Source organism: Bisbaumannia pacifica, assembly GCF_007989625.1.
GTDB lineage: Bacteria > Pseudomonadota > Gammaproteobacteria > Pseudomonadales > Halomonadaceae > Bisbaumannia > Bisbaumannia pacifica.
In genome coordinates, this window is record NZ_BJUK01000007.1 from 65,786 (window position 1) to 87,437 (window position 21,652).

Genomic DNA, 21,652 nt, shown 5'->3' on the forward strand with positions numbered 1-21,652 from the left:
AACCTCCCTGTGAGTCGTCGCGAGGACCCCATTATATACGGTGGTTTATGTATTTTCTGGATGGATCACCCGAAAAGCTGGCGATGAGCCGATATATCTAGGGAATAGACCGGATATCCTCAGTGTCTTTTCTGGTTTAGTCCTGGCCGCGTAGTTGACGGCTGCGAAAACGGGCATAGCCGGTGGCGCCGACGAACAGCGTCAGCGCGGCGACGACGATGGCCAGGCCCAGCACACCCAATCCCGGCAGGATGGCGATATTCACCCCCATCATGAAATAGAGCAGGCTGACGAAGGCGAGCCAGGCGTGGCCCCGCGGGCGACCGGAGATCAGGCTGGGCAGGAAGAGCAGCAGCGGCAGCAGATAGATCAGCATGGCGAGAGGGCTATTGCCCCCCTGCAGCCGCCAGCCGGCCAGGGCCAGCAGCAGGGCGAGGACGGCGAAGCTGCCCAATACCAGGCGGCGACTGCCGCGGGTCAGGTGATCCAGGCCGCGGCGGGCTTCCCAGCGTTCCAGAGCGCGTCTCATCGGGCGCCCTCCAGGGCCTGGGCGAGACGCGCCAGGCGCCGCCCCTGGGCAAAGGCGAGGTTACGCTCCGCCTCGTCGAGGGGACGGTCGCTACGCTGCCCGGCCAGATGACTGGCGCCATAGGGGGTGCCCCCGGCGGTGGTGGTGTAGAGCTCGGTCTCGCTATAAGGGAGGCCGGCATAGACCATGCCATGGTGCAGCAGCGGCAGCAGCATGGTGATCAGGGTGCTCTCCTGACCGCCGTGCAGGCTGGACGTGGAGGTGAAGGCAGTGGCCGGCTTGTCGATCAGGGCCCCGCCGACCCACAGCTCGCTGGTGGTATCGATGAAATGTTTGAGGGGAGCGGCCATATTGCCGAAACGGGTCGGGCTACCCAGCGCCAGGGCGGCGCAGTGGCGCAGGTCATCCAGGCTGGCGTAGACGGCGCCCTCGGCGGGGATCTCGGGGGCTACCGCCTCGCAGGTGGGTGAGACCGGCGGCACGGTCCTGAGGCGGGCGACGATGCCCGACCGGGACTCCACGCCGGCGGCGATCTGCTCGGCCATGGCGCGGGTGGCACCCTGGCGGGAGTAGTAGAGGATCAGCACATAGGGGAGGGTGTCAGGCATCGGGACTCCGCATGCAGGAAACGACGGCGAGGGGCGATCAGTCGAGCAGGGCGAGGATCGCCTCGGGGGGACGGCCGATGATGGCTCGATCGCCACGATCGGCGATGGGGCGCTGCATCAGCTTGGGGGTCTCGGCGATGGCGGCGATCACCGTCTCGAGATCGCTGGCCTCCTGGCCGAGGGCCTTCCATTCGGCCTCGTTGCTACGCAGCAGGGCACTGGGATCATCGACTCGGCCGGCCAGTTCGCGCAGTGCCGGAATATCCAGGGGATCGTCCAGGTAGCGATGGACCCGGAACTCGACGCCGCGAGCCTCCAGCAGTGCCAGGGCTTCCCGGGACTTGGAGCAGCGGGGATTGTGGTAGAGGGTGATCATCGACGATGGCCTCGCAAGAGAATCAGTGGGTTGGCGGCTATTGTAGGGAGGGGCTCGGGCCCTCACAAGGCACCGGTGTGGAAGGGCCTTCATTTATACCGTTATCTTGCATTGCGACTCAGGCTATCGATCGGCCTTGCTAGTCGAGTCGTCGATAGACCCAGGCAGGCCTTCCATCGGCGAGGGGCAGGGCGATCCGCTCATAGCGAATTCCCAGCCGCTCGTAGCGATCGAGCCGCGCCAGTTCCTCGGCATCGACCCGCAGCACCAGCCCCTCCACGCTGGCATTGGCGTTGCGGTGGATATCGAGCCCCTCACGACGATAACCAGGCAAGCGGGCCGGCGCCGGGTCGCCACTGCGTCCATAGATCAGCCAACGCAGCGGCGCGTGGCGCAGGGTGCCATAGACGAAGACCCGGTGCTCGCCGGCGGCGATCGGCACCAAATCCTGCGGTGGGGCGTAACCGAAAGGGCTCAGTAGCGTCCACCAGAGATACCCCGAGACCAGCAGTGGCAGGCCCAATAGCCCGGTCAGCAGATAGCGTAGTGGCATGGCGATAGCTCGTGGCCAGGAGGGATGATCGAAGGGGAGGCGGAAGCAGGGGCTGAAGAGTGACAAGGGCCGCCCCACCAGGGTTACCATAGGGATCGGGTCTCAAGGAGGCAATCGCCATGGGTCAGGAAACACAGGAGTTTCGCCATCTGATAGGGGACGTGGAGCCGCTGCGCCGTGGTCAGGGGCGTGCCGACCCGGGACACCGTCGCCGCCCGCCCAGCGAGGCACAGTTGGCTCGGCGGCGCGACGCCGAGGCGGCCGGTGTGGAGCGTAACTTCCTCACCGACGACTTCATCGAGCCACTGGGTGCCTGGGATCCGCTGAGCTATCGAAGCGACGGTATCCAGACCGGGGTCATGGACCGCCTGCGCCAGGGCGGTTATGCCCCCCAGGCACAGTTGCACCTGATCAAGGTGCCCCTCGAACGCTGTCGCCGGGAGCTGTTCGATTTTATTCGCGACGCCGAGGCCCACGACCTGCGTTGCCTGCTGATCGTGCATGGTCGGGGGCAACGGGATGACAGCCCGGCCAACCTGCGCCGCGCCTACCTCGACAAGTGGCTGCGCCAGTTCGCTTCGGTGCAGGCCTTCGCCTCCGCCCAGCCGCAGCATGGGGGGCTGGGGGCCACCTATGTGCTGTTGCGCAAGAGCGAACGGGCACGGGCCGCCAATCGGGAGCGGCAGCAGAAGCGCCGCGGTTGACGATCCCACAGAGGGATAGGAGAGATGGGGAGGGGCGCCGGGGACGGGTCGTAGAGGGGGTCCTATGCCAAGGATGGCATCGGAAGCGCCCAGGGAGGGGTTCACAGCGCCCCCTCATAAGACCTGTCGCCGGATCAGCCCCGACGGAGAGTCAGGCGTTGCCTTTCTGCTCCTTGAGGCGGCGCTCGAAGAGCGCCTCCTGGCTGTCCACCGCCGGCTGGTAGCTGACGCTGAAGGCCCCCAGGGCACGCAGGGCATCGTCCAGGTGCTGGTCCTCGCGCAGGGCCAGGGCGTCGAAGCCGCAGCGGCTCATATAGTAGAGCTGATCCACCAGCACATCGCCGATGGCGCGCACCTCGGCGGTGTAGCCGTAACGCTCGCGCAGCAGCCGCGCCAGGCTGTAGCCGCGGCCATCGGTGAAGGCGGGGAAGTCGATGGCGATCAGCGGCGCCGGCGCCAGGCGCTCGGCCAGCTCCGGCGTCAGCTCGGTGTCGCTGGGCAGCCAGGGGGCCAGGCCCGCGTCGGTGGCGGCCTCCAGCCACAGGGCCAGGGGCACGATCACCGGGCGCTGCTCGGGCAGCGCCTCCGCATGGCGGGACAGGGCCCAGTCGTCCTGTTCCGGTTGACCCAGCTTGATCAGGGTCTGGGCGTGCTCGAGTTGGGTGTCAGGCATAGACCCGCTCCTTGAAGGGCTTGAGACCGATACGGCGATAGGTGTCGAGGAAGGTCTCGTCGTCGTGGCGACGCTCGACGAAGACCTTGAGCACCTTGTCGATCACCTCGGGCACGTCCTCGCGGAAGAAGGAGGGGCCGAGGATCTTGCCCAGGGAGGCGTCGTCGCTGGCGTTACCACCCAGCGAGATCTGGTAGTACTCCTCGCCCTTCTTGTCGACGCCGAGGATGCCGATATGCCCTACGTGGTGGTGACCACAGGCGTTCATGCAACCGGAGATATTGAGGTCCAGGGGCCCCAGGTCGTAGAGGAAGTCGAGATCCTCGAAGCGCTCCTGCAGCGCCTGGGCAATGGGGATCGACACCGCATTGGCCAGGCCGCAGTAGTCGCCGCCGGGGCAGCAGATGATGTCGTTGAGGGTGCCCACGGTGGGGTTGGCCATGCCCAACTCATCGAGCTCCCGCCACAGGGCCTCGAGCTCGTCCACCGGGACGTCGGAGAGCACCAGGTTCTGCTCGTGGGTGACCCGCACTTCGCCGAAGCTGTAGCGCTCGGCGAGATCCGCCACGGCGTCGAGCTGGTCGGCGGTAACGTCGCCGGGGGCATGCTCGCGACGCTTCAGCGACAGGGTCACCGCCTGGTAGCCGGGCACCTTGTGGTCGGTGACGTTATTGGTGACGAAGCGGCCGAAGGCGCGGTTCTCGGCGCGCAGTGCCTCGATGGCGGCGATGGCGTCCTCGGCCACCGGGCGCCGCTCGGGCTCGACGAAATGGGCGCGGGCGGCCTCCACGGCTTCCTGGGTCAGGGTCTGGGGGCCATCCTTGAGGTGAGCCCACTCGGCGTCGACGCGCCGGCGGAACTCCTCGATGCCCAGCGCCTTGACCAGGATCTTGATGCGCGCCTTGAATTTGTTGTCGCGGCGACCGAACTGGTTGTAGACCCGCACGCAGGCCTCCAGGTAGGTCAGCAGGTGCTGCCAGGGCAGGTCCTCGCGCACCACGTCGCCGATCATCGGCGTGCGGCCCAGGCCGCCCCCGGCCAGCACCTTGATCCGCAGCTCGCCCTGATCGTCGTGCCACAGGCGCAGGCCGATATCGTGGACCTGGATGGCGGCCCGGTCGGCGGCGGCGCCGGTCACGGCGATCTTGAACTTGCGCGGCAGGAAGGCGAATTCCGGATGCAGGGTCGACCACTGACGAATCAGCTCGCACCAGGGGCGGGGATCCTCCACCTCGTCCTTGGCGATGCCGGCGAACTGGTCGCTGGTGGTGTTGCGGATGCAGTTGCCGCTGGTCTGGATGGCATGCATCTGCACCTCGGCGAGCTCGGCGAGGATCTCCGGTACGTCCTCCAGCGCCGGCCAGTTGAGCTGCAGATTCTGGCGGGTGGTGAAGTGAGCGTAGCCGCGGTCATAGCGGCGGGTGATTTCGCCCAGGCGGCGCAGCTGGGTCGCGGAGAGCATGCCGTAGGGGATGGCGATGCGCAGCATGGGCGCATGCTTCTGGATATAGAGCCCGTTCTGCAGGCGCAGCGGGCGGAATTCCTCTTCCGGCAGACGCCCGGCCAGGTGGCGCGCCATCTGGTCACGGAACTGGGCGACGCGTTCGTCGACGAGCGTCTGATCGTAGGTGTCGTACCGATACATTCAGGGGTGTCCTGCTAGTCGGGGCCAAAAATAGGGTGCCGTGTGCTGGCACCTTACTCCTCTCTCTTTATTCTATGAAAGAATAAATGATCATAGATTTTTATTAAAGGGTTATTAAAGACGCCCGGGGGCCACTAGATCACCAGGCGCTGCCAGCGCCGGCGCTGCCAGATCAGCGCGAAGCAGGCCGAGTTGAAGCAGCGATAGCCGAGCTGCACCCACCAGATGCCGATCAGCCCCTGCTCCAGCACCACCCCGACCCACCAGGCCAGGGGCAGGAAGAGCAGCCACTGGGTGGCCAGGGTCAGGATCATCACGGTGCGGTTGGCCCCGGCTCCCAGTAACGCCTGGCCCAGGACCAGGGCGGCGGCATCCAGCACGATCATCAGGGCGGTCAACCGCAGGGGCAGCCGACCCATGTCGATCAGCGCCGGGTCATGCAGGAAGAGCGACAGCACCGCCTCGGGGAACAGCAGCATGGGCAGGGCCAGGGTCGTCAGGCAGGGCCAGGCCAGGCGCACCACGTCCCAGCCCCAGCGATGAGCCTCCTGATGGGCCTCCTGTCCCATGGCCTGGCCCACCAGGCTGAGGGCAGCCAGGCCCAGGCCGACCCCGGGCAGGATCAGCAACAGCGACAGGTTCACCAGCACATGGCCCACCGCCACGCTGGCGGTATCGAGTTGGCCGAGGATCCAGAACAGCACCGCATAGCCGGCGGCGAACCACAGCTGCTGGAAGGAGTGGGGGGCGGCCAGGCGCAGGGTGGTGGCCAGGATGGCCGGCCGCGGCCAGCGTCGGGGGCCGACGCGCGGCCCCAGGTGGCGGCGGCTGACCCATGCCCAGAGAGCCACGCCCACCAGCAGCGAGGCCGTGGTGCCGGCGCCGGCACCGGCGGCCTCCAGGCGCGGCAAGCCCCAGTGGCCGAAGATCAGGCCGATGCTGGCCAGCACATTGATCGCATGCATCACCAGGATGATGCGCAGGTAGATGCCGGTGCGCTGGATGCCGTTCCAGTAGCCGCGAAAGCAGAAGATCATCGCCACCGGCACCAGGGAGAGCACCCGCCAGCGGAAGTAACTCACCGCCTCGGCGTGCACGGCCGGGTCCTGATTGATCCACCCCAGCAGTCGGGGGGCCTGCCAGAAACAGAGCAGTGTCAGGGGGCCTGCCACCAGCAGGGCGATCAGCAGGCCCGCCCCCAGGGGATGAGCGCGACCGCCCCAGTCCCGTTCGCCGTGTCGCCTGGCGGTCTGGGCCTGGACCCCGGAGGAGAGGCCGAAGACCACGGCGGTGATCAGGAAGATCGCATAGCCGCCGATGCCGACCCCGGCCAGGGGCGCCTCGCCGAGGCTGCCCACCAGGGCGGCATCGATCAGGTTAAGCAGGCTCTGGGAGAGCATGCCGGCGATGATCGGCAGGGCGAGGCGCAGGATGGTCTGGCGGCGGGTCGACTCGGGAAGCATCGGCTCTCGTCGGCTGAGCGGCCCGCCTACTCACGAGTAGGCGGGCCGGGCGGCTCAGGCGGGGTCGTAGGAGAGCACCGGCGCCAGCCAGCGCTCCAGCTCGGAAAGCGGCATGGCCTTGCGTTCGGCCAGCGCCTCGACCTGGTCGCGGGTGATCTTGCCGGTGGAGAAGTACTTCGACTGGGGGTGGGCGAAGTACCAGCCGGCCACCGCCGCCGCCGGCCACATGGCGAAGTTCTCGGTGAGCGCCAGGCCGCTGTGGGTCTCGGCCTCGAGCAGGCGGAAGAGGGTGGCCTTCTCGGTATGGTCGGGGCAGGCGGGGTAGCCCGGCGCCGGGCGGATGCCCTGGTACTTCTCGGCGATCAGCGCGTCGTTGTCGAGGGCCTCCTCGGGCACATAGCCCCAGTACTCCTTGCGCACCCGCTCGTGGATGCGCTCGGCGAAGGCCTCGGCCAGGCGGTCGGCCAGGGCTTGGACCAGGATGGCGTTGTAGTCGTCGCCGGCGGCCTCGTAGGCCTTGCTGAGCTCCTCCACGCCGTGGCCGGCGGTGACCGCGAAGCCGCCGATCCAGTCCGGCTTGCCGCTCGGCTCTCCATTCGCGTCATAACGGGGGGCGATAAAGTCGGCCAGGCTGTAGCAGACGCCGTCGCGGTTCTTGGTCATCTGCTGGCGAATATGGTGCAGCCGCTCGACCACCTCGGTACGCGACTCGTCCGCATAGACCTCGATGACGTCGTCGTCGACGCTGTTGGCCGGCCACAGGCCGATCACGCCCCGGGCCTGGATGCGCTTCTCGTCGATCAACTTGGCGAGCATCTTCTGGGCATCGGCGAAGAGGTTGCGGGCCGCCTCGCCGACCACCTCGTCCTCGAGGATCCTCGGGTACTTGCCGGCCAGCTGCCAGCTCATGAAGAAGGGCGTCCAGTCGATGCGCTCGACCAGCTCCGCCAGGTCGTAGTCGTCGAAGACGGTTAGGCCCGGGGCGCGGGGCGCCGGCGGCGTGTAGCCGGCCCAGTCGATGGCGAACTTGCGCGCCCGCGCCTCGGCATAGGTGAGGTCGGCGGCCTTGGGGCGACGCTTGGCGTTGCGCTCGCGCACCTTCTCGTACTCGGCGCGAATCTCCGCCACATAGGCCTCCTTGAGGCCCGGGGAGAGCAGCTTGCCGGCCACGCCCACGGCCCGGGAGGCGTCGGTGACGTAGATCACCGGATGCTCGTAGCCGGGCTCGATCTTCACCGCGGTATGCGCCTTGGAGGTGGTGGCGCCGCCGATCAGCAGCGGCAGGGTGAAGCCCTGGCGCTGCATCTCCTTGGCCACGTGGACCATCTCGTCCAGCGATGGGGTGATCAGCCCGGAGAGGCCGATGATATCGGCGTTCACTTCCCGGGCGGTCTGCAGGATCTTTTCCGCGGGCACCATCACGCCGAGGTCGATCACCTCGTAGTTATTGCACTGCAGGACCACTCCGACGATGTTCTTGCCGATATCGTGGACGTCGCCCTTGACCGTGGCCATGACGATCTTGCCCTTGGCTTGGGTCTCCTCGCTCTTCTCCGCCTCGATAAAGGGGATCAGGTAGGCCACCGCCTGCTTCATCACCCGCGCCGACTTGACCACCTGGGGCAGGAACATCTTGCCGGCGCCGAATAGGTCGCCGACCACGTTCATGCCGTCCATCAGCGGCCCTTCGATCACCTCGATGGGACGTGCCGCGGCGGCTCGGGCCTCCTCGGTGTCCTCCTCGATATAGGCGGTGACGCCCTTGACCAGGGCGTGCTCGATGCGCTTGTTGACCGGCCAGGAACGCCACTCCAGGTCTTCCTTCTTGGCGCCGCCGGAGCCGTCGCCCTTGTACTTGTCGGCCAGGTCGAGGAGGCGCTCGGTGCCGTCGGAGCGGCGGTTGAGCACCACGTCCTCCACCGCCTCGCGCAGCTCCTCCGGCAGGTCATCGTAGACCGCCAGCTGACCGGCGTTGACGATGCCCATGGTCAGGCCGGCGCGAATGGCGTGGTAGAGGAACACCGAATGGATCGCCTCGCGCACCGGGTTGTTGCCGCGGAAGGAGAAGGAGACGTTGGAGACGCCGCCGGAGACCATGGCGTGGGGCAGGTGCTCGCTGATCCACTGGGTCGCCTCGATGAAGTCCACGGCGTAGTTGTCGTGTTCCTCAATGCCGGTGGCGATGGCGAAGATATTGGGGTCGAAGATGATGTCTTCCGGCGGGAAGCCGATCTCGTCCACCAGTAGCCGATAGGCGCGCTCGCAGATCTCGGTCTTGCGGGCGAAGGTATCCGCCTGGCCGGCCTCGTCGAAGGCCATCACCACCACGGCGGCCCCGAAGCGCCGGCACTTGGTGGCCTGCTCGCGGAAGGCGGCCTCGCCCTCCTTGAGGGAGATGGAGTTGACCACTGCCTTGCCCTGGACGCACTTGAGGCCCGCCTCGATGATCTCCCACTTGGAGGAGTCGATCATGATCGGCACCCGGGCGATATCCGGCTCGCCGGCGATCAGGTTGAGGAAGCGCACCATCGCCTCCTCGGACTCGAGCATGCCCTCGTCCATGTTGATATCGATGACCTGGGCACCGCTCTCCACCTGCTCCAGGGCCACCTCCAGGGCGGTGGTGTAGTCCTCCTCCTTGATCAGTCGCTTGAAGCGCGCGGAGCCCGTGACATTGGTGCGCTCGCCGACGTTGACGAACAGCGAGTCCGCCTCGATGTTGAAGGGTTCCAGACCCGACAGGCGACAGGCCCGGGGACGCTCCGGCACCACCCGGGGAGTGGTCTCGCGTACCGCCTGGGTGATGGCGCGGATATGCTCGGGGGTCGAGCCGCAGCAGCCGCCGATGATATTGACCAGGCCACTGGCGGCGAACTCGGCGACGATGGCCGCCATCTCCTCCGGGGTCTGGTCGTATTCGCCAAACTCGTTGGGCAGGCCGGCATTGGGGTGGGCGGAGACGAAGGTGTCGGCCTTGTTGGAGAGCTCTTCCAGGTAGGGGCGCAGCTCTTCCGCGCCGAGGGCGCAGTTGAGGCCCACCGAGAGCGGCTGGGCATGGCGGATCGAGTTCCAGAAGGCCTCGGTGGTCTGGCCGGAGAGGGTCCGGCCGGAGGCGTCGGTGATGGTCCCGGAGATCATCACCGGCAGGCGCTCGCCGCGGGCCTCGAAGAGCTCCTCCAGGGCGTAGATGGCCGCCTTGGCATTGAGGGTATCGAAGATGGTCTCGATCAGGATCAGGTCGCTGCCGCCCTCCACCAGGGCCTCGGCGGCTTCCAGGTAGTTCTCGCGCAGTTGGTCGAAGGTGACGTTGCGCTTGGCCGGGTCATTGACGTCCGGCGACAGGGAGGCGGTGCGCGAGGTGGGGCCCAGCACCCCGGCCACGTAGCGGGGCACCCCGGTCTCCGCGGCCACGGCGTCACACACCGCGCGGGCCAGGCGCGCCGACTCGCGGTTGAGCTCGGGAACCAGATCCTCCATGCCGTAATCGGCCTGGGAGAGGCGGGTGCTGTTGAAGGTGTTGGTCTCGACGATCTCGGCACCCGCCTCCAGGTACTCCCGGTGGATGCGCGTCACCAGGTCGGGGCAGGTCAGCGCCAGCAGGTCGTTATTGCCCTTGAGGTCGCTGGGCCAGTCGGCGAAGCGCGTGCCGCGGAAATCGCTTTCGTCGAGGCTGGCGTTCTGCAACATGGTGCCCATGCCGCCATCGAGAATCAGGATGCGGCGCGTCAGGGTATCCAGGAGGGTGGCGATACGGGCGTTCGGGGCAGCCATGGTCGGGGGTCGTCTCCAGCGGTTCCAGCGTCTTTTTTCTGTGCGGGCGGCGAAGCCGGCGGGGGCTCGCGCGACCCGTTATGCTACCAGAATCCTGGCCGCCGCGGGCAGGGGGTGGGATATACCCCAGTAAAAAGCTCGGGATTGTGTCGCCCGGGAGTTTTCCTTACCATGACCCCATCATGACCGTGCCTACCAGGATTCTTGCCCCATGAGCCAGAGCATCCAGATTACCGATAGCGCCCAGGAGTACCTCGCCGAGCTGCTGGAGAAGCAGAACGTCGAGGGCATCGCGGTGCGCATCTTTATCACCCAGCCCGGCACCCCCTATGCCGAGACCTGCCTGGCCTACTGCCGTCCCGGCGAAGAGGAGCCCAGCGACGAGCGACTGGAGCTCGACAAGATCGTCGTCTACCTGGACAAGCACAGCCTGGCGTTCCTCGACGAGGCGGTGGTGGACTTCAATGCCGACCGCATGGGCGGACAGCTGACCATCAAGGCGCCCAACGCCAAGATGCCCAAGGTCAATGCCGACAGCCCCCTGGAGGATCGCGTCAACTACGTCCTCTATAGCGAGATCAATCCGGGCCTGGCCGCCCATGGCGGCGAGATCAAGCTGGTCGAGCTGACCGAGGAGAAGGTGGCGGTACTGGCCTTCGGCGGCGGCTGCCAGGGCTGCGCCGCCGTGGACCTGACCCTCAAGGAAGGCGTCGAGAAGACCCTGCTCGAGCGCATTCCCGAACTCGCCGGGATCCGTGACGTGACCGACCATACGGATACCAGCCAGGCCTACTACCGCTAAGGGGAGTTACCCCGCGTACTCCAGCAAGGCCGCCCGAGGGCGGCCTTGCTGCGTTATGGCGCCATGGTAATCCCGCCGCCGATACCTAATAGACGAAAGGCGGCAGGGAGCCCTCGGCCAGCCGCACCTGAAGCGCCGCCAGCTGGCCTTGCAAGGCCTCTAGCTGCCCCTTGAGGGCCGCATTCTCGCTTTCGCGGGCCGCCAGCAGGGACTCGAGGCGCGCCTCGCCATCGTGCCTGGCCTGGGCTTCGGCCTGCCGCTGTTGCCCTACCCGGTCGGCCTGCTGCTGCGCCTCTTGCCTTGCCTTCTCCGCCTCGGCGGCGAGTCGTCGCTGCTCTTCCAGTTGGCTGTCCAGGCGGCTCAGGCGTGCTTCCAGGCGCTGGTGACGTTCGCGGTGCTGCTTGTCGTCGGCCTGGCGCTGCTGACGCGCCTCGTCGAGCAGCGCCATCAGCCGCGACTCGGCGGCTTCGTGGCGCTGCTCTTCCTGAGCCAGTTGCCGGCGGTGCGCCGCGACCTGTTCGGCCAAGGCCTGCTGGTGGGCGGCCTCCCGGGCCTCGAGTTCCCCGCGCAGGCGGGTCACCTCCGCCTTCCACTCCTCCCGCTCCTTGCCTAGCCGCTGCTCGGCTTCCCGGGCCTGGTCCCGCTCGGCCTCCAGTCGCGAGGCCAGGGCGCCGAGCGCTTCCAGGCGTGCCAGGGCGCGATTGAGCTGCTCGGCCAGGGTCGACTCCCGTTGGGCGGCATCCTCCGCCTGGCGCCGTGCCTGGTCCGCCGCCTCCTGGGCCTCGGCCACGCGCCGATCCGCTTCCTCTCGGTAATGGCTCAGGGCCTGGTTGGCGCGCTCCTGGGCCTCGGTCCAGAGTTCCGCCATGCCGCGCTGCAAGGCCTCGGGCAGGACCTGGGTGGGCGGGGTATCGCGATTGGACTCGCGGCGGGCGCGCCACTCCCGCAGATGATCGCTGATGGTGGTAAAGCTGCCGGTGCCCAGCACCTCCCGCACCTTCTGCACGCTGGGGGTCTCCTGGCGCTGCAGCAGGGTGTCGATGGCCCGCTGCACATCCTCGTACTGCACGCCGCTTCGTGCCATCTCGTCTCTCCTGTCGATTCTGAGCGCCGCCTGGGACGGCCTGGGCGCAGCTTAGCGCCTCGCTAGGCGCTTGGGAAGCCTTTTTACATATTACGTAATACGTAATTTTATTTATTTTATGGGAAATAAAATCATGATTACGCGGCTTATCTTGATTTTTCTCTCCTTATGCGGGGATACTTGGCCGGCCAGGCTATACACCAGCGGCAGGGAGCGAGCGAGAGTTGGAACACGACGGGGAAATGCCCGGGGCAGGGGGGACGATGCTTGCCCTGGAGTCGCTGGCCCGGGCCGGGGAAGTGCTTTCCGAGGCGCCAGAAGGCGTCTCGACGAGCGTTCCTAGGGGCGTGCATATCGGCGCCGAGAGCGATATCGAGGCGGTGGGCTTGTGGCTTAGCGAATACCGCGCCAGCCCCCAGACCTGGCGCGCCTACCGCCGCGAGGCGGAGCGGCTGCTGCTGTGGCTCGATCGGCAGGGGCTGCGGCTTGGCCAGGTGCGCCGGGAGCATCTCGACGCCTTCGAGGCCTTCCTCGGCGACCCGAATCCCCGGGAGGCGTGGATCGGCCCGCCGCGCCCGCGGCGTTCACCCCAGTGGCGGCCCTTTCGCGGCCCCTTGTCGCCGGCCAGTCGTCGCCAGAGCCTGGTGATCCTCCAGGGGCTCTTCGCCTGGCTCGCGGAGGCGGGCTGGGTCGCTCACAATCCCTTTCGACTGATGCGTGACAAGCGCCGTCGCCTGGACAATCGCCAGGCCGGCATCGAGCGCTACCTGGAGCGTCCCCTCTGGGAGTGGTTCTGGGCATGGCTCAATCGCCCGCCGGCGGAGCCCGCCACGCCACGTCAGCGCTTCGAATGGCAGCGTCGACGCCTGGTCTTCGGCTTCGCCTACCTGCTGGCCCCGCGAATCGCCGAGATAAGCGCCGCCCGCATGGGTGACTTCCGGCGCCGGGAGGGGGGCTGGTGGTGGGAAGTGGTCGGCAAGGGGAGCAAGCGGGCACTGATTCCGGTGCCGCCGGATATGCTCGCCCTGCTTGGCGATTGGCGAGAGGAACTGGGCCTGCCCCCCGAGCCCCTGCCGGAGGAGGGCGAGCCGTTACTGCGCAGCCTGGACGGGCGCCGCGGCCTGGGTGATAACCGCCTCTACCGGCTGATCCGCGAGAGCTTCGCCGCGGGGGCCGAGGCCCTGGCGGCTCAGGGCGATGCCCTGGGGGCCCGCCAGCTGCGTCGCGCCACCCCCCACTGGCTGCGTCACACCGCCCTGACCCACCAGGCCCAGGCGGGGGTCGAGCTACGCTACCTGGCGGCCACGGCGCGTCATGCCCGGCTCGATACCACCGCCCGTTATCTGCATGCCGAGGCCGAGGAGTGGCATCGCCAGCAGGCGCGCCACGGCCTGGGCTCGGCAACGGAGCTACAGGGTGGGACGGACGAGGCGGGCGAATGGGAAGAGCAGCCTGCCTATCCCAATCAGGCAACGGAGCCACAGGACAGGGCGGACGAGGCGGGCGAATGGGAAGAGCAGCCTGCCTATCCCAACCAGGGAGGCGCGGACGAGAGAAGCGGCGGGGCGGACGAGTCGGGGAGGGAGCCTGTATAATGGGGCCATTACCAGCGAGGAGTTTTCATGAGCATCGACACCACCGCCGAACAGGCGCAGCAGGAGCTGCTGGAAGAGTTCGAACTGTTCGATAATTGGATGGATCGCTACCAGTACATCATCGACCTGGGCAAGCAGCTGCCGGATTTCCCCGACGAGTGGAAATGCGACGAGCACAAGATCCAGGGCTGCCAGTCCAATGTGTGGATGCGTCACCGCCTGGAGGAAGGGCGCCTGCACTTCGATGCCATCTCCGATGCCGCCATCGTCTCGGGGCTGATCGCCGTGCTGCTGCGCATCTACAGCGACCGCCCCCCCGCGGAGATCCGCGACACCCAGCCCGACTTCCTCGCCGCCCTGGGGCTCGACAAGCACCTGTCACCGACCCGCAGCAACGGCCTGCACGCCATGCTCAATCGTATCTACGAAGTCGCCGAGCGGGCCGCCGCCTAGGTGCCGACTCATCCCGGATGATCATTTTGGTAAGGCCGTCGGCGAGGCCAAGGGGCGACGATATCGGCTAGGCCTCGGCGTCTTGCCCGGGCTCCCTGCGTTGGCGTTCCCGGGCCAGGATCGCCTCGGCATCCAGGTCGGCGATGGCCCCTTCGGCGGGAATCTCTCCGGCCAGCCGCAGGGCCTGGTAGCGTCCACAGCAGACGCGCAGGAAGGAGGCGAAGCCGCCCTGGTCGTGACCGGCTTCGTCGCACTCTCGAGCGAGCCGGCCGATCAGCCGGGCCAGGCTATGGCCATCGCGGCGGGCGATCTCCTCCAGCACCTCCCAGTAGAAACGCTCCAGGCGCACGCTGGTGGAGATCCCCTCCAGGCGCAGCGATCGGGTCTGCGCCTCCCATAGGCTCGGCTCGGCACCGATAAAGAGTCGGCACATGATTGTCTACTCACACGCTAAGTGACCGGGAACACCAGGGTACTCCCGGTCCGAGCATATCGGGAGCCTAGACCTCGAGCCGTGCCCCCAGCACGGCCATGAATTGTGCCAGCCAATCAGGATGCGCCGGCCAGGCCGGAGCGGTGACCAGGCGGCCATCGGTGACGGCGGCATCCACGGCGATATCGGCATAGTGACCGCCGGCGAGCTCCACCTCGGGCCGGCAGGCCGGGTAGGCGGCGCAGCGCCGACCCTCCAGCACCCCGGCAGCGGCCAGCAGCTGGGCGCCGTGGCAGATCGCCGCCACCGGCTTGTCGGCGTCGAAGAAGTGGCGCACCAGGGCAATGACCTCATCGTTCAGGCGCAGGTACTCCGGGGCGCGCCCCCCAGGAATCACCAGGCCGTCGTAGTCATCCGGTGCGACGCCGGCGAAGTCCGCATTGAGGGCGAAGCGGTGGCCGGGCTTCTCGGTATAGGTCTGGTCGCCCTCGAAATCATGGATGGCGGTGGCCACGCTGTCGCCGGCGACCTTGTCGGGGCAGACCGCATCGACCCGATAGCCCACCGCCTGCAGGGCCTGGAAGGGCACCATGATCTCGTAATCCTCGACGAAGTCCCCGCACAGCAGCAGCAGTCGCTTGGTGGACATGGCGTCACTCCTCTTCGTGATCTTGTGATTGGCGTCTCCGCCACAGGCGGAGAGAATCATTCTGGCACGGCGCGAATCGCACGAGGTGGTAGCGGGCTACTACGTCAGTCAGGGTCCAGGGCGAGGAGAGGCCTTAATGATCTCGGCAGGCGTCGTGGCGGGGGCGAAAGTGCTCGTCGAGCTCGGGGTCTTCGCGGCATAGCGCCTCGCTGGGGCCGCCGGGGACCGGGTCGATGCCGCCATCGGCCCCGGGGTGGCAGCGCAGGATGCGCCGGGCCGCCATCCAGCCACCCTTGAGGGGGCCATGCACCCGAAGGGCCTCCACCGTGTAGTGGGAGCAGCTCGGCCAGTAGCGGCAGCGGGGGCCCAGCAGGGGGCTGATCCCCCACTGGTAGAGACGCACCAGGCCGATCATCAAGGCAGCCAGCCCGCGTCGCAAGATGGCGAGCCCGCCGGCCAGGTGGCGCATGCTAGGCCTTGCCCACGCCATAGAGGGTGTCCGGATCGATCAGTGGCTCACTATCGACGCGCCCCTGATCGGCATCCAGGCTCACATAGAAGCAGTGGCGCCGCCCGGTATGGCAGGCAGGGCCGGTCTGGTCGACTTGCAGCAGCAGGGTGTCGCCGTCGCAGTCCAGGGCCGCGGCCTTGAGGTGCTGCTGCTGGCCGGAGCTCTCGCCCTTGCGCCACAGCTTGCCCCGCGAGCGGGACCAGTAGCAGACGCGGCCGCTGCGCAGGGTCTCCTCCAGGGCCTCGCGGTTCATCCAGGCCATCATCAGCACCTCGCCGCTATCATGCTGCTGGGCGATGGCGGGAATCAGCCCGGCATCGTTCCAGGCCACCGCATCCAGCAGTCGGGCGGTGGACTCGCGGGTATCCAGGGGGGCGCGCTCCAGCGCCTTGAAAAGCTCACTCATGGGACTCTCGCAATCGCGGTAATGAAAGGGACAGGGCACTACCCCTGGCTGGCCTCCAGGGGCGAGGCCGCTTCGGCCTGCCCCTGGCGGCAGTCGTCGCAGCTGCCCAGCAGCTCGATGGTCTGACGCTCGACGCGGAACCCCAGTTCCCGGGCACGTCCGGCGAGCTGGGCATCCACGTCGTCCAGGTGCAGCTCCTCGACGCGCCCACAGTGGCGGCAGATCAACAGCTGAAACCCGTGGGCATGCTCCGGACAGGGGCAGGCCACATAGGCATTGAGGGATTCGATGCGGTGCACCAGGCCCTGCTCGATCAGGAAGTCGAGGGCCCGATAGACGGTAGGGGGGCGGGCCGCCGCGTGCTCGAGGGCCAGCCGATCGAGCAGGTCATAGGCCTTGAGGCCCCCTGGGGAATCGGCGATCAGTGCCAGGACGCGCCGCCGAATGGGCGTGAAACGCGCGCCTCTGGCCTGACATTGGCGCTCGGCCCGCTCGAGCAGTTGTCGGGAATGGGGCATGGAAAAGGGTCCTGTCGATACCAGCCTTCAGTCTACCAGAGGCCGGACCCGGCGGCAGCCGCCTGGCCTCAGGCCGGCACCCTGGAGGCCGGCAGCTCCGAGCTCCGCGCGAAGTGGCGCTGCGCGAAGGCGACCCGATCGGCGACCGAGAGCCCGGCGGGCTGCCGTTCGATCAGGTCGAGTCGAGCGCGCAGGCCCTCGCCGTTGGCCATCTGAATCGCCAGGCCGGGACGGGCATTGAGCTCCAGCAACATCGGGCCGTGTCGCGCGTCGAGCACCATATCGGTGCCCAGATAACCCAGGCCGGTCATCTCATAGCAGCCCGCGGCCAGGGTCAGCAGGGTGCCCCAATCGGGAATCCGCAGGCTGGCCAGTTCATGCCCGGTGTCCGGATGGCTGGCCTGGGGGCGATCGAACTGCACGCCCCGCAGCGCGGTGCCGGTGGCGATATCCAGGCCCACCCCCACGGCGCCCTGGTGGAGATTGGCCTTACCATCGGAGGCGGCCGTCGAGAGGCGCATCATGGCCATCACCGGGTAGCCCTGGAAGACGATCACGCGGATATCCGGCACGCCCTCGTAGGTATATTCGGTCAGCGATGGATCGAAGTGGATCAGGTCTTCGATCACCGCCACGTCCGGCGAGCCGCCCAGGGAGTAGAGCCCGGAGAGGATATTGGAGACATGCCGCTCCAGGTCCTCACGACTCAGGTGGGCGCCACTGGGTTTGACGTAGGCGTCACCATCGCGTCTCTCGATAACCAGAATGCCCTTGCCGCCGCTGCCCTTGGCGGGCTTGATCACGAACCCCTGTCGTTCTTCGACGAGCGCCGCCACCTGCTTGACCCCGAACTGGGTGGTCACGGTGCCGATCAATGCCGGCGTGGTAATGCCATGGCGTTCCGCCAGCAGCTTGGTCTTGAGCTTGTCGTCCACCAGGGGATAGAGACGCCGGCTATTATAGCGACCGATATAGCGGATATTGCGCCGATTCATGCCGATAATGCCCTTGGCAGACAGCTTGCCCGGACGGACCCAGGCCAGGGCCCAGTCCAGTACGCTCGTAGGGGAGGTCGCCATGCTCAATCCTCCGCCACCGGCTTGAAGCGACGCAGTTCCAGCAGCCGATAGCCGGTGTAGTTACCCGCCAGCAAAATCAACGCCATCAGTACCAGCTGCAGGCCCAGGAAGTTGAAGGTGATATGGCGAATCCAGGGGTTGTTCATGGCCAGGTAGGCCAGCACCGCGGTCAGCAGGCTACCGCCACCCTGGATCAACACCTGCTTGGGACCTTCCTCCTCCCAGAGGATCGACATCCGCTCGATGGTCCAGGCGAGGATGATCATCGGGAAGAAGGTAATCGTCAGGCCGGCGTTGAGGCCGAAGCGGTAGGAGAGCACCGAGAAGATGGAGATGATCGCGATGACCGTGATGATCACCGCCGAGACCCTGGCCACCAGCAGCAGGTTGAGGTGCGACAGGTAGCTGCGAATCACCAGCCCCACGGAGACGACCAGCAGGAAGCCGATCAGCCCGGTGGACAGGCTGGTCTGGATAAAGGCCAGGGCGATCAGCACCGGCATAAAGGTCCCGGAGGTCTTGATCCCCACCAGGATACGTAGCAGTACCACCACCAGGGCACCGATGGGAATCAGCAAGATGGTCTGGAAGAGCGCCTGTTCTTCCAGCGGCAGGCTGTGAATGGAGAAGTTGAGCAGGGTATCGTCGGCCAACTGGCTGCGCACCGCCGACGCCGCCGGCTGGTTATGGGTGAGCATGGAGAAGCTGACCCGGGAGTTGCTGCCCCCCTGGACCTCCAGCACCGCCTCCCCGGCGCTTTCCCACAGCAGCAGGTCATCGGGGCGCCCCTGTTCGCCCGTCTCGGGGTGGAACAGCGCCCAGTCGTTGCCATCGAAGACCTGAATCCACGGTGCCAGGCTCTGGCGTCGGCGCCCATCCTCCAGGCGCAGGCCACTGACTTCCCGGGCGGCGATGTCGGCCTGGTTGAGTAGCCGGACCAGCAGGGGGGCGCGGTCGTATTGAGTCAGCAACAGGCGGGTGTTCTCGCTCTGGCGATCGCCGCTCATGTCGCGGATCAGCTCCCGGGCGAAGGTGAAGGGCGAAGCACTGCGCGCCCAGGCGCGCTCGATCACCTGACGGGCGGCGGTATCGTAGGGGCGTTCCCAGAGGATCTGACGGGGCAGGGCGGGCAGGGCCTGTGCCGGCGCCTCGGCGTCCGGGGCCACCAGCATCTGCACCGTGTAATAGAGCTGCTGGGAGCCACTGGCCTCGCGGATGGTCCACTGGGCACGACGGCCGCCGTTCTCCTCCCGAAACGCCAGGCCATAGCCGGAGGAGGCGGTGTGTTCGGTCAACAGCCGATAGCCCTGCTGATGGCTGGGCAGGGCCATATCGACGATCACCGGCTCGCCACGGGCGGTCAGGTTCACCTGGGCCTCGATTTCCCATACCTGGCGCTGCTCACCGGGGAGCCAGGGCACGTCGAATTGCAGATGGCGATGCAGGGTCAGGCCAATACCGGCCAGCATCAGCACACTTACCAGCAGATAGAAGGGCAGTCGCGACATGGGGGCTTCCTTGATCGGGCCGGGCGGCGGTGGCCGACCCGGAGTCATAGCGCTGGCTCGGTCGGCGAGCCGATCCGCGGAGAATTCAGGACTCGCCGTCGTCCAGGTCTAGCGCCTCATCGGCGGCGGCCTCATCGGCGGGGCGACCACCGGGGAATTCCGGCCGCGGATGGAGGTAGCGCTCGGCCACATCGATTACCGCGATATCCATCATGAAGCGGCGCCCCAGCAGTACCGGGTAGTTGAGGTGGGTACGATCATTGAGGGTGAACTCCACCGGCTGGCGGATCGGCCCCAGGGTCATCACCAGGCTGACCACCGGACGCGACTCGCTGCCGGCGGCCTGGAGGATGCGGACTCGCCGCTCCACCGGGGCTTCGATCCACGCCTCGCGCACGTCATCCACCACCACGTCCTCATCGGTGAGACCCAGGCGAAAGCGCACCCAGTCCTGGCCGTCCCGCTCGAAGGGGGTGATCTCCTGGGCCGAGAGCGAGGAGGTGTTGGCCCCGGAGTCGACCCGCGCGCGCAGGTAGGTGCCGACCTCGGGAAGCCCGACCCACTCCGCACGACCCAGCACCTGCTTGCCCTCCAACTGGGAGCTATCGACGCCCTCGCACTGGCGACCGGAGGGCGGCGACGCCTCGTCACGTCGCGCCAGGTCATCGCGCATCGCGCTCAGGCGATCGCCCAGCTCGCGAATGTCCGCCAGCAGATAGCGCCCCAGGCGGGCCTGACGGTCTTGCCAATCGAGGCGGCTATCGCAACGTGCCACCAACTGAGTTTCCAGGGCATCCATGCGTGCCTGGAAGGCCACGGCACTGACGGGAGGCGGCCCGGGTTCGACGACTGGCTGACGGACACAGCCGGCGAGTAGCAACAGGCCGAGTCCGGTCAGCGTAAGGGATGTCAGGCGTCGTGATCGCGGCGAAGAGAACATGGGTGGGCGTGGGTCCTTTGCGGGTCTTACCGTTTCGTCGGTGGCTGCGATGATGGCGAATATAAGAAGCGCCGCGCGCGGCGGTCCGTGCCAACGCAGGGCATCCGTCGATGGCTCAGGGCCCACGGACACCCGGAAACGGCGACAACATCATGACAGAGCGGCGCAAGCTGTCAATGTGGCGAGGGCCGCGAGTGCGGCTGGATGGCCATGATTTAACATAATATACATTATGCGTATCAAGGGAATATCTCCCGTAACCTCAGAACTCCGCCGATCCCACTGGGTCATAGCGTAACAAACCCTATGCAAAGGATTTTACATGTAAAAAATAATGCTTCGCGTGTCACTGATGCTCCTCACCCTCGGGCTGTTGGTCGGCTGTGGCGCCCCATCCATCGAACGTTATGCCGACACCGAGCCACGCCTGGATATCGGCGACTACTTCCAGGGCCAGACCCGCGCCTGGGGCATGGTCCAGGACTACCGCGGCGAGGTACAGCGACGCTTCACCGTGCTTATCGACGGCCGCTACGATGGCCAGACGCTGGTGCTGGATGAGGCCTTCGTCTTCGAGGATGGTGAGACCCAGCGCCGTGTCTGGACCTTCGAGCGCCAGGACGCGACCACCTGGATCGGTCATGCCAGCGACGTGGCGGGCCCGGTAACCGCTCGCCAGTACGGCCACGCCTTCCATATGCGCTACCGACTGCCCATCGAGATCGACGGGCGCGATATCACCTTTACCATGGATGACTGGATGTATCTGCAGCCGGATCGGCGCCTGATCAACCGCACCGCCATGCGCAAGTTCGGCCTGACCCTGGGTGAAATCACCCTGGTGTTCGAGCCAGTGGACGACTGAACCCAGACGAGCGCGCCCCCGGCCATGGCCGGGGGCGCGTTTTACCTAGCTCGTCGCCAGAGGCGATTCAGAGCGGCTGGCTATCGTCGGCCTCGTCCGCCGGCGCATAGGAGCCATCCTCGCGGTGCACTTCCTTGCCACTCAGACCCGGAGTAAAGACGCAGGCCAGGTGCATGGTCTTGTGGGCGCGCAGCAGGTGCTCATCGTGCTGATCGAGGATATAGATGTCGCCCGGCTTGATCGGCCAGATCTTGCCATCGGCCAGGGTCTCCACCTCGCCTTCCCCTTCGATGCAGTAGACCGCCTCGAAGTGGTGCTTGTAGTGGATATGGGTCTCGGTACCCTCGAAGATACGGGTGATATGGAAGGAGCAGTTGCCGCCGTCGTCGGCGAGGCTCAGGCGGGTGCTGTCCCAGTTGCCGTTCTCGGCCTTGACCAGGCGGTCGGTCTTGCGGGCCTCTTCCAGATTGCGAACGATCATCGCGCT

At 66.9% G+C, this 21,652-nt stretch carries 23 protein-coding genes; 5 read left to right on the forward strand and 18 right to left on the reverse strand.

Annotated elements, in window-relative coordinates; translation table 11 throughout:
- Positions 1 to 136 precede the first annotated feature (136 nt).
- The 4 genes from HPA02_RS04425 to HPA02_RS04440 form a co-directional block, all read right to left on the reverse strand.
- Complete coding sequence (locus tag HPA02_RS04425) at positions 137 to 529, reverse strand: DUF2069 domain-containing protein (RefSeq protein WP_146801870.1); 393 nt, start codon at positions 527 to 529, stop codon at positions 137 to 139.
- Entirely contained in the window at positions 526 to 1,137 is a 612-nt protein-coding gene (gene wrbA / locus HPA02_RS04430; protein WP_146801871.1) for an NAD(P)H:quinone oxidoreductase, read from the reverse strand. The genes HPA02_RS04425 and wrbA overlap by 4 nt, the downstream gene beginning before the upstream one ends.
- A gap of 37 nt (positions 1,138 to 1,174) precedes the next feature.
- Entirely contained in the window at positions 1,175 to 1,513 is a 339-nt protein-coding gene (locus tag HPA02_RS04435; RefSeq protein WP_146801872.1) for an arsenate reductase family protein, read from the reverse strand.
- Positions 1,514 to 1,652: 139 nt separating this feature from the next.
- Positions 1,653 to 2,066, reverse strand: coding sequence for a gamma-glutamylcyclotransferase family protein (locus HPA02_RS04440; protein WP_146801873.1), 414 nt, complete (start codon positions 2,064 to 2,066; stop codon positions 1,653 to 1,655).
- 119 nt (positions 2,067 to 2,185) lie between these two features.
- Here HPA02_RS04440 and smrA point away from each other — a divergent pair, with 119 nt between their 5' ends.
- Positions 2,186 to 2,770, forward strand: coding sequence for a DNA endonuclease SmrA (gene smrA, locus HPA02_RS04445; RefSeq protein WP_146801874.1), 585 nt, complete (start codon positions 2,186 to 2,188; stop codon positions 2,768 to 2,770).
- Positions 2,771 to 2,921: 151 nt separating this feature from the next.
- Here smrA and HPA02_RS04450 read toward each other — a convergent pair whose 3' ends face one another.
- The 4 genes from HPA02_RS04450 to metH all read right to left on the reverse strand — a co-directional run bounded on the left by HPA02_RS04450 (position 2,922) and on the right by metH (position 10,322).
- Positions 2,922 to 3,443, reverse strand: coding sequence for a DUF934 domain-containing protein (locus HPA02_RS04450; RefSeq protein ID WP_146801875.1), 522 nt, complete (start codon positions 3,441 to 3,443; stop codon positions 2,922 to 2,924).
- The gene (locus tag HPA02_RS04455) at positions 3,436 to 5,088 is read right to left on the reverse strand and encodes a nitrite/sulfite reductase (RefSeq protein WP_146801876.1); all 1,653 of its coding nucleotides are present in this window, start codon (positions 5,086 to 5,088) and stop codon (positions 3,436 to 3,438) included. Before HPA02_RS04455 ends, HPA02_RS04450 begins: the two co-directional genes overlap by 8 nt.
- Positions 5,089 to 5,222: 134 nt before the next feature.
- Positions 5,223 to 6,551: an MATE family efflux transporter gene (locus tag HPA02_RS04460; RefSeq protein ID WP_146801877.1), complete on the reverse strand. Its 1,329-nt coding sequence runs from the start codon at positions 6,549 to 6,551 to the stop codon at positions 5,223 to 5,225.
- 54 nt (positions 6,552 to 6,605) lie between these two features.
- Complete coding sequence (gene metH, locus HPA02_RS04465) at positions 6,606 to 10,322, reverse strand: methionine synthase (protein WP_146801878.1); 3,717 nt, start codon at positions 10,320 to 10,322, stop codon at positions 6,606 to 6,608.
- Positions 10,323 to 10,533: 211 nt separating this feature from the next.
- On the opposite strand from metH, the gene nfuA reads away from it, so the two are divergent.
- Positions 10,534 to 11,124: a Fe-S biogenesis protein NfuA gene (gene nfuA / locus HPA02_RS04470; RefSeq protein ID WP_146801879.1), complete on the forward strand. Its 591-nt coding sequence runs from the start codon at positions 10,534 to 10,536 to the stop codon at positions 11,122 to 11,124.
- Positions 11,125 to 11,209: 85 nt separating this feature from the next.
- Here the strand turns inward: nfuA and HPA02_RS04475 are convergent, their stop codons facing one another.
- Positions 11,210 to 12,208: a DNA-binding protein gene (locus tag HPA02_RS04475; RefSeq protein ID WP_146801880.1), complete on the reverse strand. Its 999-nt coding sequence runs from the start codon at positions 12,206 to 12,208 to the stop codon at positions 11,210 to 11,212.
- Between the two features lie 263 nt (positions 12,209 to 12,471).
- Here HPA02_RS04475 and HPA02_RS04480 point away from each other — a divergent pair, with 263 nt between their 5' ends.
- Together HPA02_RS04480 and HPA02_RS04485 are read left to right on the forward strand one after the other, a co-directional pair.
- Positions 12,472 to 13,803, forward strand: coding sequence for a tyrosine-type recombinase/integrase (locus HPA02_RS04480; RefSeq protein WP_146801881.1), 1,332 nt, complete (start codon positions 12,472 to 12,474; stop codon positions 13,801 to 13,803).
- A gap of 27 nt (positions 13,804 to 13,830) precedes the next feature.
- Positions 13,831 to 14,256, forward strand: a complete 426-nt coding sequence (locus HPA02_RS04485) for a SufE family protein (protein ID WP_146801882.1) — start codon at positions 13,831 to 13,833, stop codon at positions 14,254 to 14,256.
- A gap of 67 nt (positions 14,257 to 14,323) precedes the next feature.
- Here HPA02_RS04485 and HPA02_RS04490 read toward each other — a convergent pair whose 3' ends face one another.
- From HPA02_RS04490 to HPA02_RS04525, 8 genes are all read right to left on the reverse strand, one after another.
- On the reverse strand, positions 14,324 to 14,689 hold the full coding sequence (locus tag HPA02_RS04490) for a ribbon-helix-helix domain-containing protein (protein ID WP_146801883.1): 366 nt from the start codon (positions 14,687 to 14,689) through the stop codon (positions 14,324 to 14,326).
- Positions 14,690 to 14,756: 67 nt separating this feature from the next.
- Positions 14,757 to 15,338: a DJ-1/PfpI family protein gene (locus tag HPA02_RS04495; RefSeq protein WP_146801884.1), complete on the reverse strand. Its 582-nt coding sequence runs from the start codon at positions 15,336 to 15,338 to the stop codon at positions 14,757 to 14,759.
- A gap of 133 nt (positions 15,339 to 15,471) precedes the next feature.
- Positions 15,472 to 15,807 (reverse strand): membrane protein insertion efficiency factor YidD, encoded by a 336-nt coding sequence (yidD, locus tag HPA02_RS04500; RefSeq protein ID WP_244945857.1) that lies wholly within the window; start codon positions 15,805 to 15,807, stop codon positions 15,472 to 15,474.
- Position 15,808: 1 nt separating this feature from the next.
- The gene (gene hisI / locus HPA02_RS04505; RefSeq protein WP_146801886.1) at positions 15,809 to 16,255 is read right to left on the reverse strand and encodes a phosphoribosyl-AMP cyclohydrolase; all 447 of its coding nucleotides are present in this window, start codon (positions 16,253 to 16,255) and stop codon (positions 15,809 to 15,811) included.
- A 38-nt stretch (positions 16,256 to 16,293) separates the two neighbouring features.
- Positions 16,294 to 16,773 carry a transcriptional repressor gene (locus HPA02_RS04510; protein WP_146801887.1) on the reverse strand — a complete coding sequence of 160 codons (480 nt, stop codon included), beginning with the start codon at positions 16,771 to 16,773 and terminating at the stop codon, positions 16,294 to 16,296.
- A 68-nt stretch (positions 16,774 to 16,841) separates the two neighbouring features.
- Entirely contained in the window at positions 16,842 to 17,852 is a 1,011-nt protein-coding gene (locus HPA02_RS04515; RefSeq protein ID WP_146801888.1) for an alpha-L-glutamate ligase-like protein, read from the reverse strand.
- Between the two features lie 2 nt (positions 17,853 to 17,854).
- On the reverse strand, positions 17,855 to 19,360 hold the full coding sequence (locus HPA02_RS04520; RefSeq protein ID WP_146801889.1) for an inactive transglutaminase family protein: 1,506 nt from the start codon (positions 19,358 to 19,360) through the stop codon (positions 17,855 to 17,857).
- 85 nt (positions 19,361 to 19,445) lie between these two features.
- Positions 19,446 to 20,159, reverse strand: a complete 714-nt coding sequence (locus tag HPA02_RS04525; protein ID WP_307725125.1) for an ATP-dependent zinc protease family protein — start codon at positions 20,157 to 20,159, stop codon at positions 19,446 to 19,448.
- 493 nt (positions 20,160 to 20,652) lie between these two features.
- Between HPA02_RS04525 and HPA02_RS04530 the strand changes: the two genes are divergently transcribed.
- Positions 20,653 to 21,165 (forward strand): DUF3833 domain-containing protein, encoded by a 513-nt coding sequence (locus tag HPA02_RS04530; RefSeq protein WP_244945858.1) that lies wholly within the window; start codon positions 20,653 to 20,655, stop codon positions 21,163 to 21,165.
- A 67-nt stretch (positions 21,166 to 21,232) separates the two neighbouring features.
- Here the strand turns inward: HPA02_RS04530 and HPA02_RS04535 are convergent, their stop codons facing one another.
- On the reverse strand, positions 21,233 to 21,646 hold the full coding sequence (locus HPA02_RS04535) for an ectoine synthase (RefSeq protein ID WP_146801892.1): 414 nt from the start codon (positions 21,644 to 21,646) through the stop codon (positions 21,233 to 21,235).
- Between the last annotated feature and the right edge of the window lie 6 nt (positions 21,647 to 21,652).

Excerpts from the sequence above, each read along its gene's own strand:
- HPA02_RS04425 (WP_146801870.1), bottom strand. The coding sequence starts at position 529 with ATGAGACGCGCTCTGGAACGCTGGGAAGCCCGCCGCGGCCTGGATCAC.
- wrbA (WP_146801871.1), bottom strand. The coding sequence starts at position 1,137 with ATGCCTGACACCCTCCCCTATGTGCTGATCCTCTACTACTCCCGCCAG.
- HPA02_RS04435 (WP_146801872.1), bottom strand. The coding sequence starts at position 1,513 with ATGATCACCCTCTACCACAATCCCCGCTGCTCCAAGTCCCGGGAAGCC.
- HPA02_RS04440 (WP_146801873.1), bottom strand. The coding sequence starts at position 2,066 with ATGCCACTACGCTATCTGCTGACCGGGCTATTGGGCCTGCCACTGCTG.
- smrA (WP_146801874.1), top strand. The coding sequence starts at position 2,186 with ATGGGTCAGGAAACACAGGAGTTTCGCCATCTGATAGGGGACGTGGAG.
- HPA02_RS04450 (WP_146801875.1), bottom strand. The coding sequence starts at position 3,443 with ATGCCTGACACCCAACTCGAGCACGCCCAGACCCTGATCAAGCTGGGT.
- HPA02_RS04455 (WP_146801876.1), bottom strand. The coding sequence starts at position 5,088 with ATGTATCGGTACGACACCTACGATCAGACGCTCGTCGACGAACGCGTC.
- HPA02_RS04460 (WP_146801877.1), bottom strand. The coding sequence starts at position 6,551 with ATGCTTCCCGAGTCGACCCGCCGCCAGACCATCCTGCGCCTCGCCCTG.
- metH (WP_146801878.1), bottom strand. The coding sequence starts at position 10,322 with ATGGCTGCCCCGAACGCCCGTATCGCCACCCTCCTGGATACCCTGACG.
- nfuA (WP_146801879.1), top strand. The coding sequence starts at position 10,534 with ATGAGCCAGAGCATCCAGATTACCGATAGCGCCCAGGAGTACCTCGCC.
- HPA02_RS04475 (WP_146801880.1), bottom strand. The coding sequence starts at position 12,208 with ATGGCACGAAGCGGCGTGCAGTACGAGGATGTGCAGCGGGCCATCGAC.
- HPA02_RS04480 (WP_146801881.1), top strand. The coding sequence starts at position 12,472 with ATGCTTGCCCTGGAGTCGCTGGCCCGGGCCGGGGAAGTGCTTTCCGAG.
- HPA02_RS04485 (WP_146801882.1), top strand. The coding sequence starts at position 13,831 with ATGAGCATCGACACCACCGCCGAACAGGCGCAGCAGGAGCTGCTGGAA.
- HPA02_RS04490 (WP_146801883.1), bottom strand. The coding sequence starts at position 14,689 with ATGTGCCGACTCTTTATCGGTGCCGAGCCGAGCCTATGGGAGGCGCAG.
- HPA02_RS04495 (WP_146801884.1), bottom strand. The coding sequence starts at position 15,338 with ATGTCCACCAAGCGACTGCTGCTGCTGTGCGGGGACTTCGTCGAGGAT.
- yidD (WP_244945857.1), bottom strand. The coding sequence starts at position 15,807 with ATGCGCCACCTGGCCGGCGGGCTCGCCATCTTGCGACGCGGGCTGGCT.
- hisI (WP_146801886.1), bottom strand. The coding sequence starts at position 16,255 with ATGAGTGAGCTTTTCAAGGCGCTGGAGCGCGCCCCCCTGGATACCCGC.
- HPA02_RS04510 (WP_146801887.1), bottom strand. The coding sequence starts at position 16,773 with ATGCCCCATTCCCGACAACTGCTCGAGCGGGCCGAGCGCCAATGTCAG.
- HPA02_RS04515 (WP_146801888.1), bottom strand. The coding sequence starts at position 17,852 with ATGGCGACCTCCCCTACGAGCGTACTGGACTGGGCCCTGGCCTGGGTC.
- HPA02_RS04520 (WP_146801889.1), bottom strand. The coding sequence starts at position 19,360 with ATGTCGCGACTGCCCTTCTATCTGCTGGTAAGTGTGCTGATGCTGGCC.
- HPA02_RS04525 (WP_307725125.1), bottom strand. The coding sequence starts at position 20,159 with ATGGATGCCCTGGAAACTCAGTTGGTGGCACGTTGCGATAGCCGCCTC.
- HPA02_RS04530 (WP_244945858.1), top strand. The coding sequence starts at position 20,653 with ATGCTCCTCACCCTCGGGCTGTTGGTCGGCTGTGGCGCCCCATCCATC.
- HPA02_RS04535 (WP_146801892.1), bottom strand. The coding sequence starts at position 21,646 with ATGATCGTTCGCAATCTGGAAGAGGCCCGCAAGACCGACCGCCTGGTC.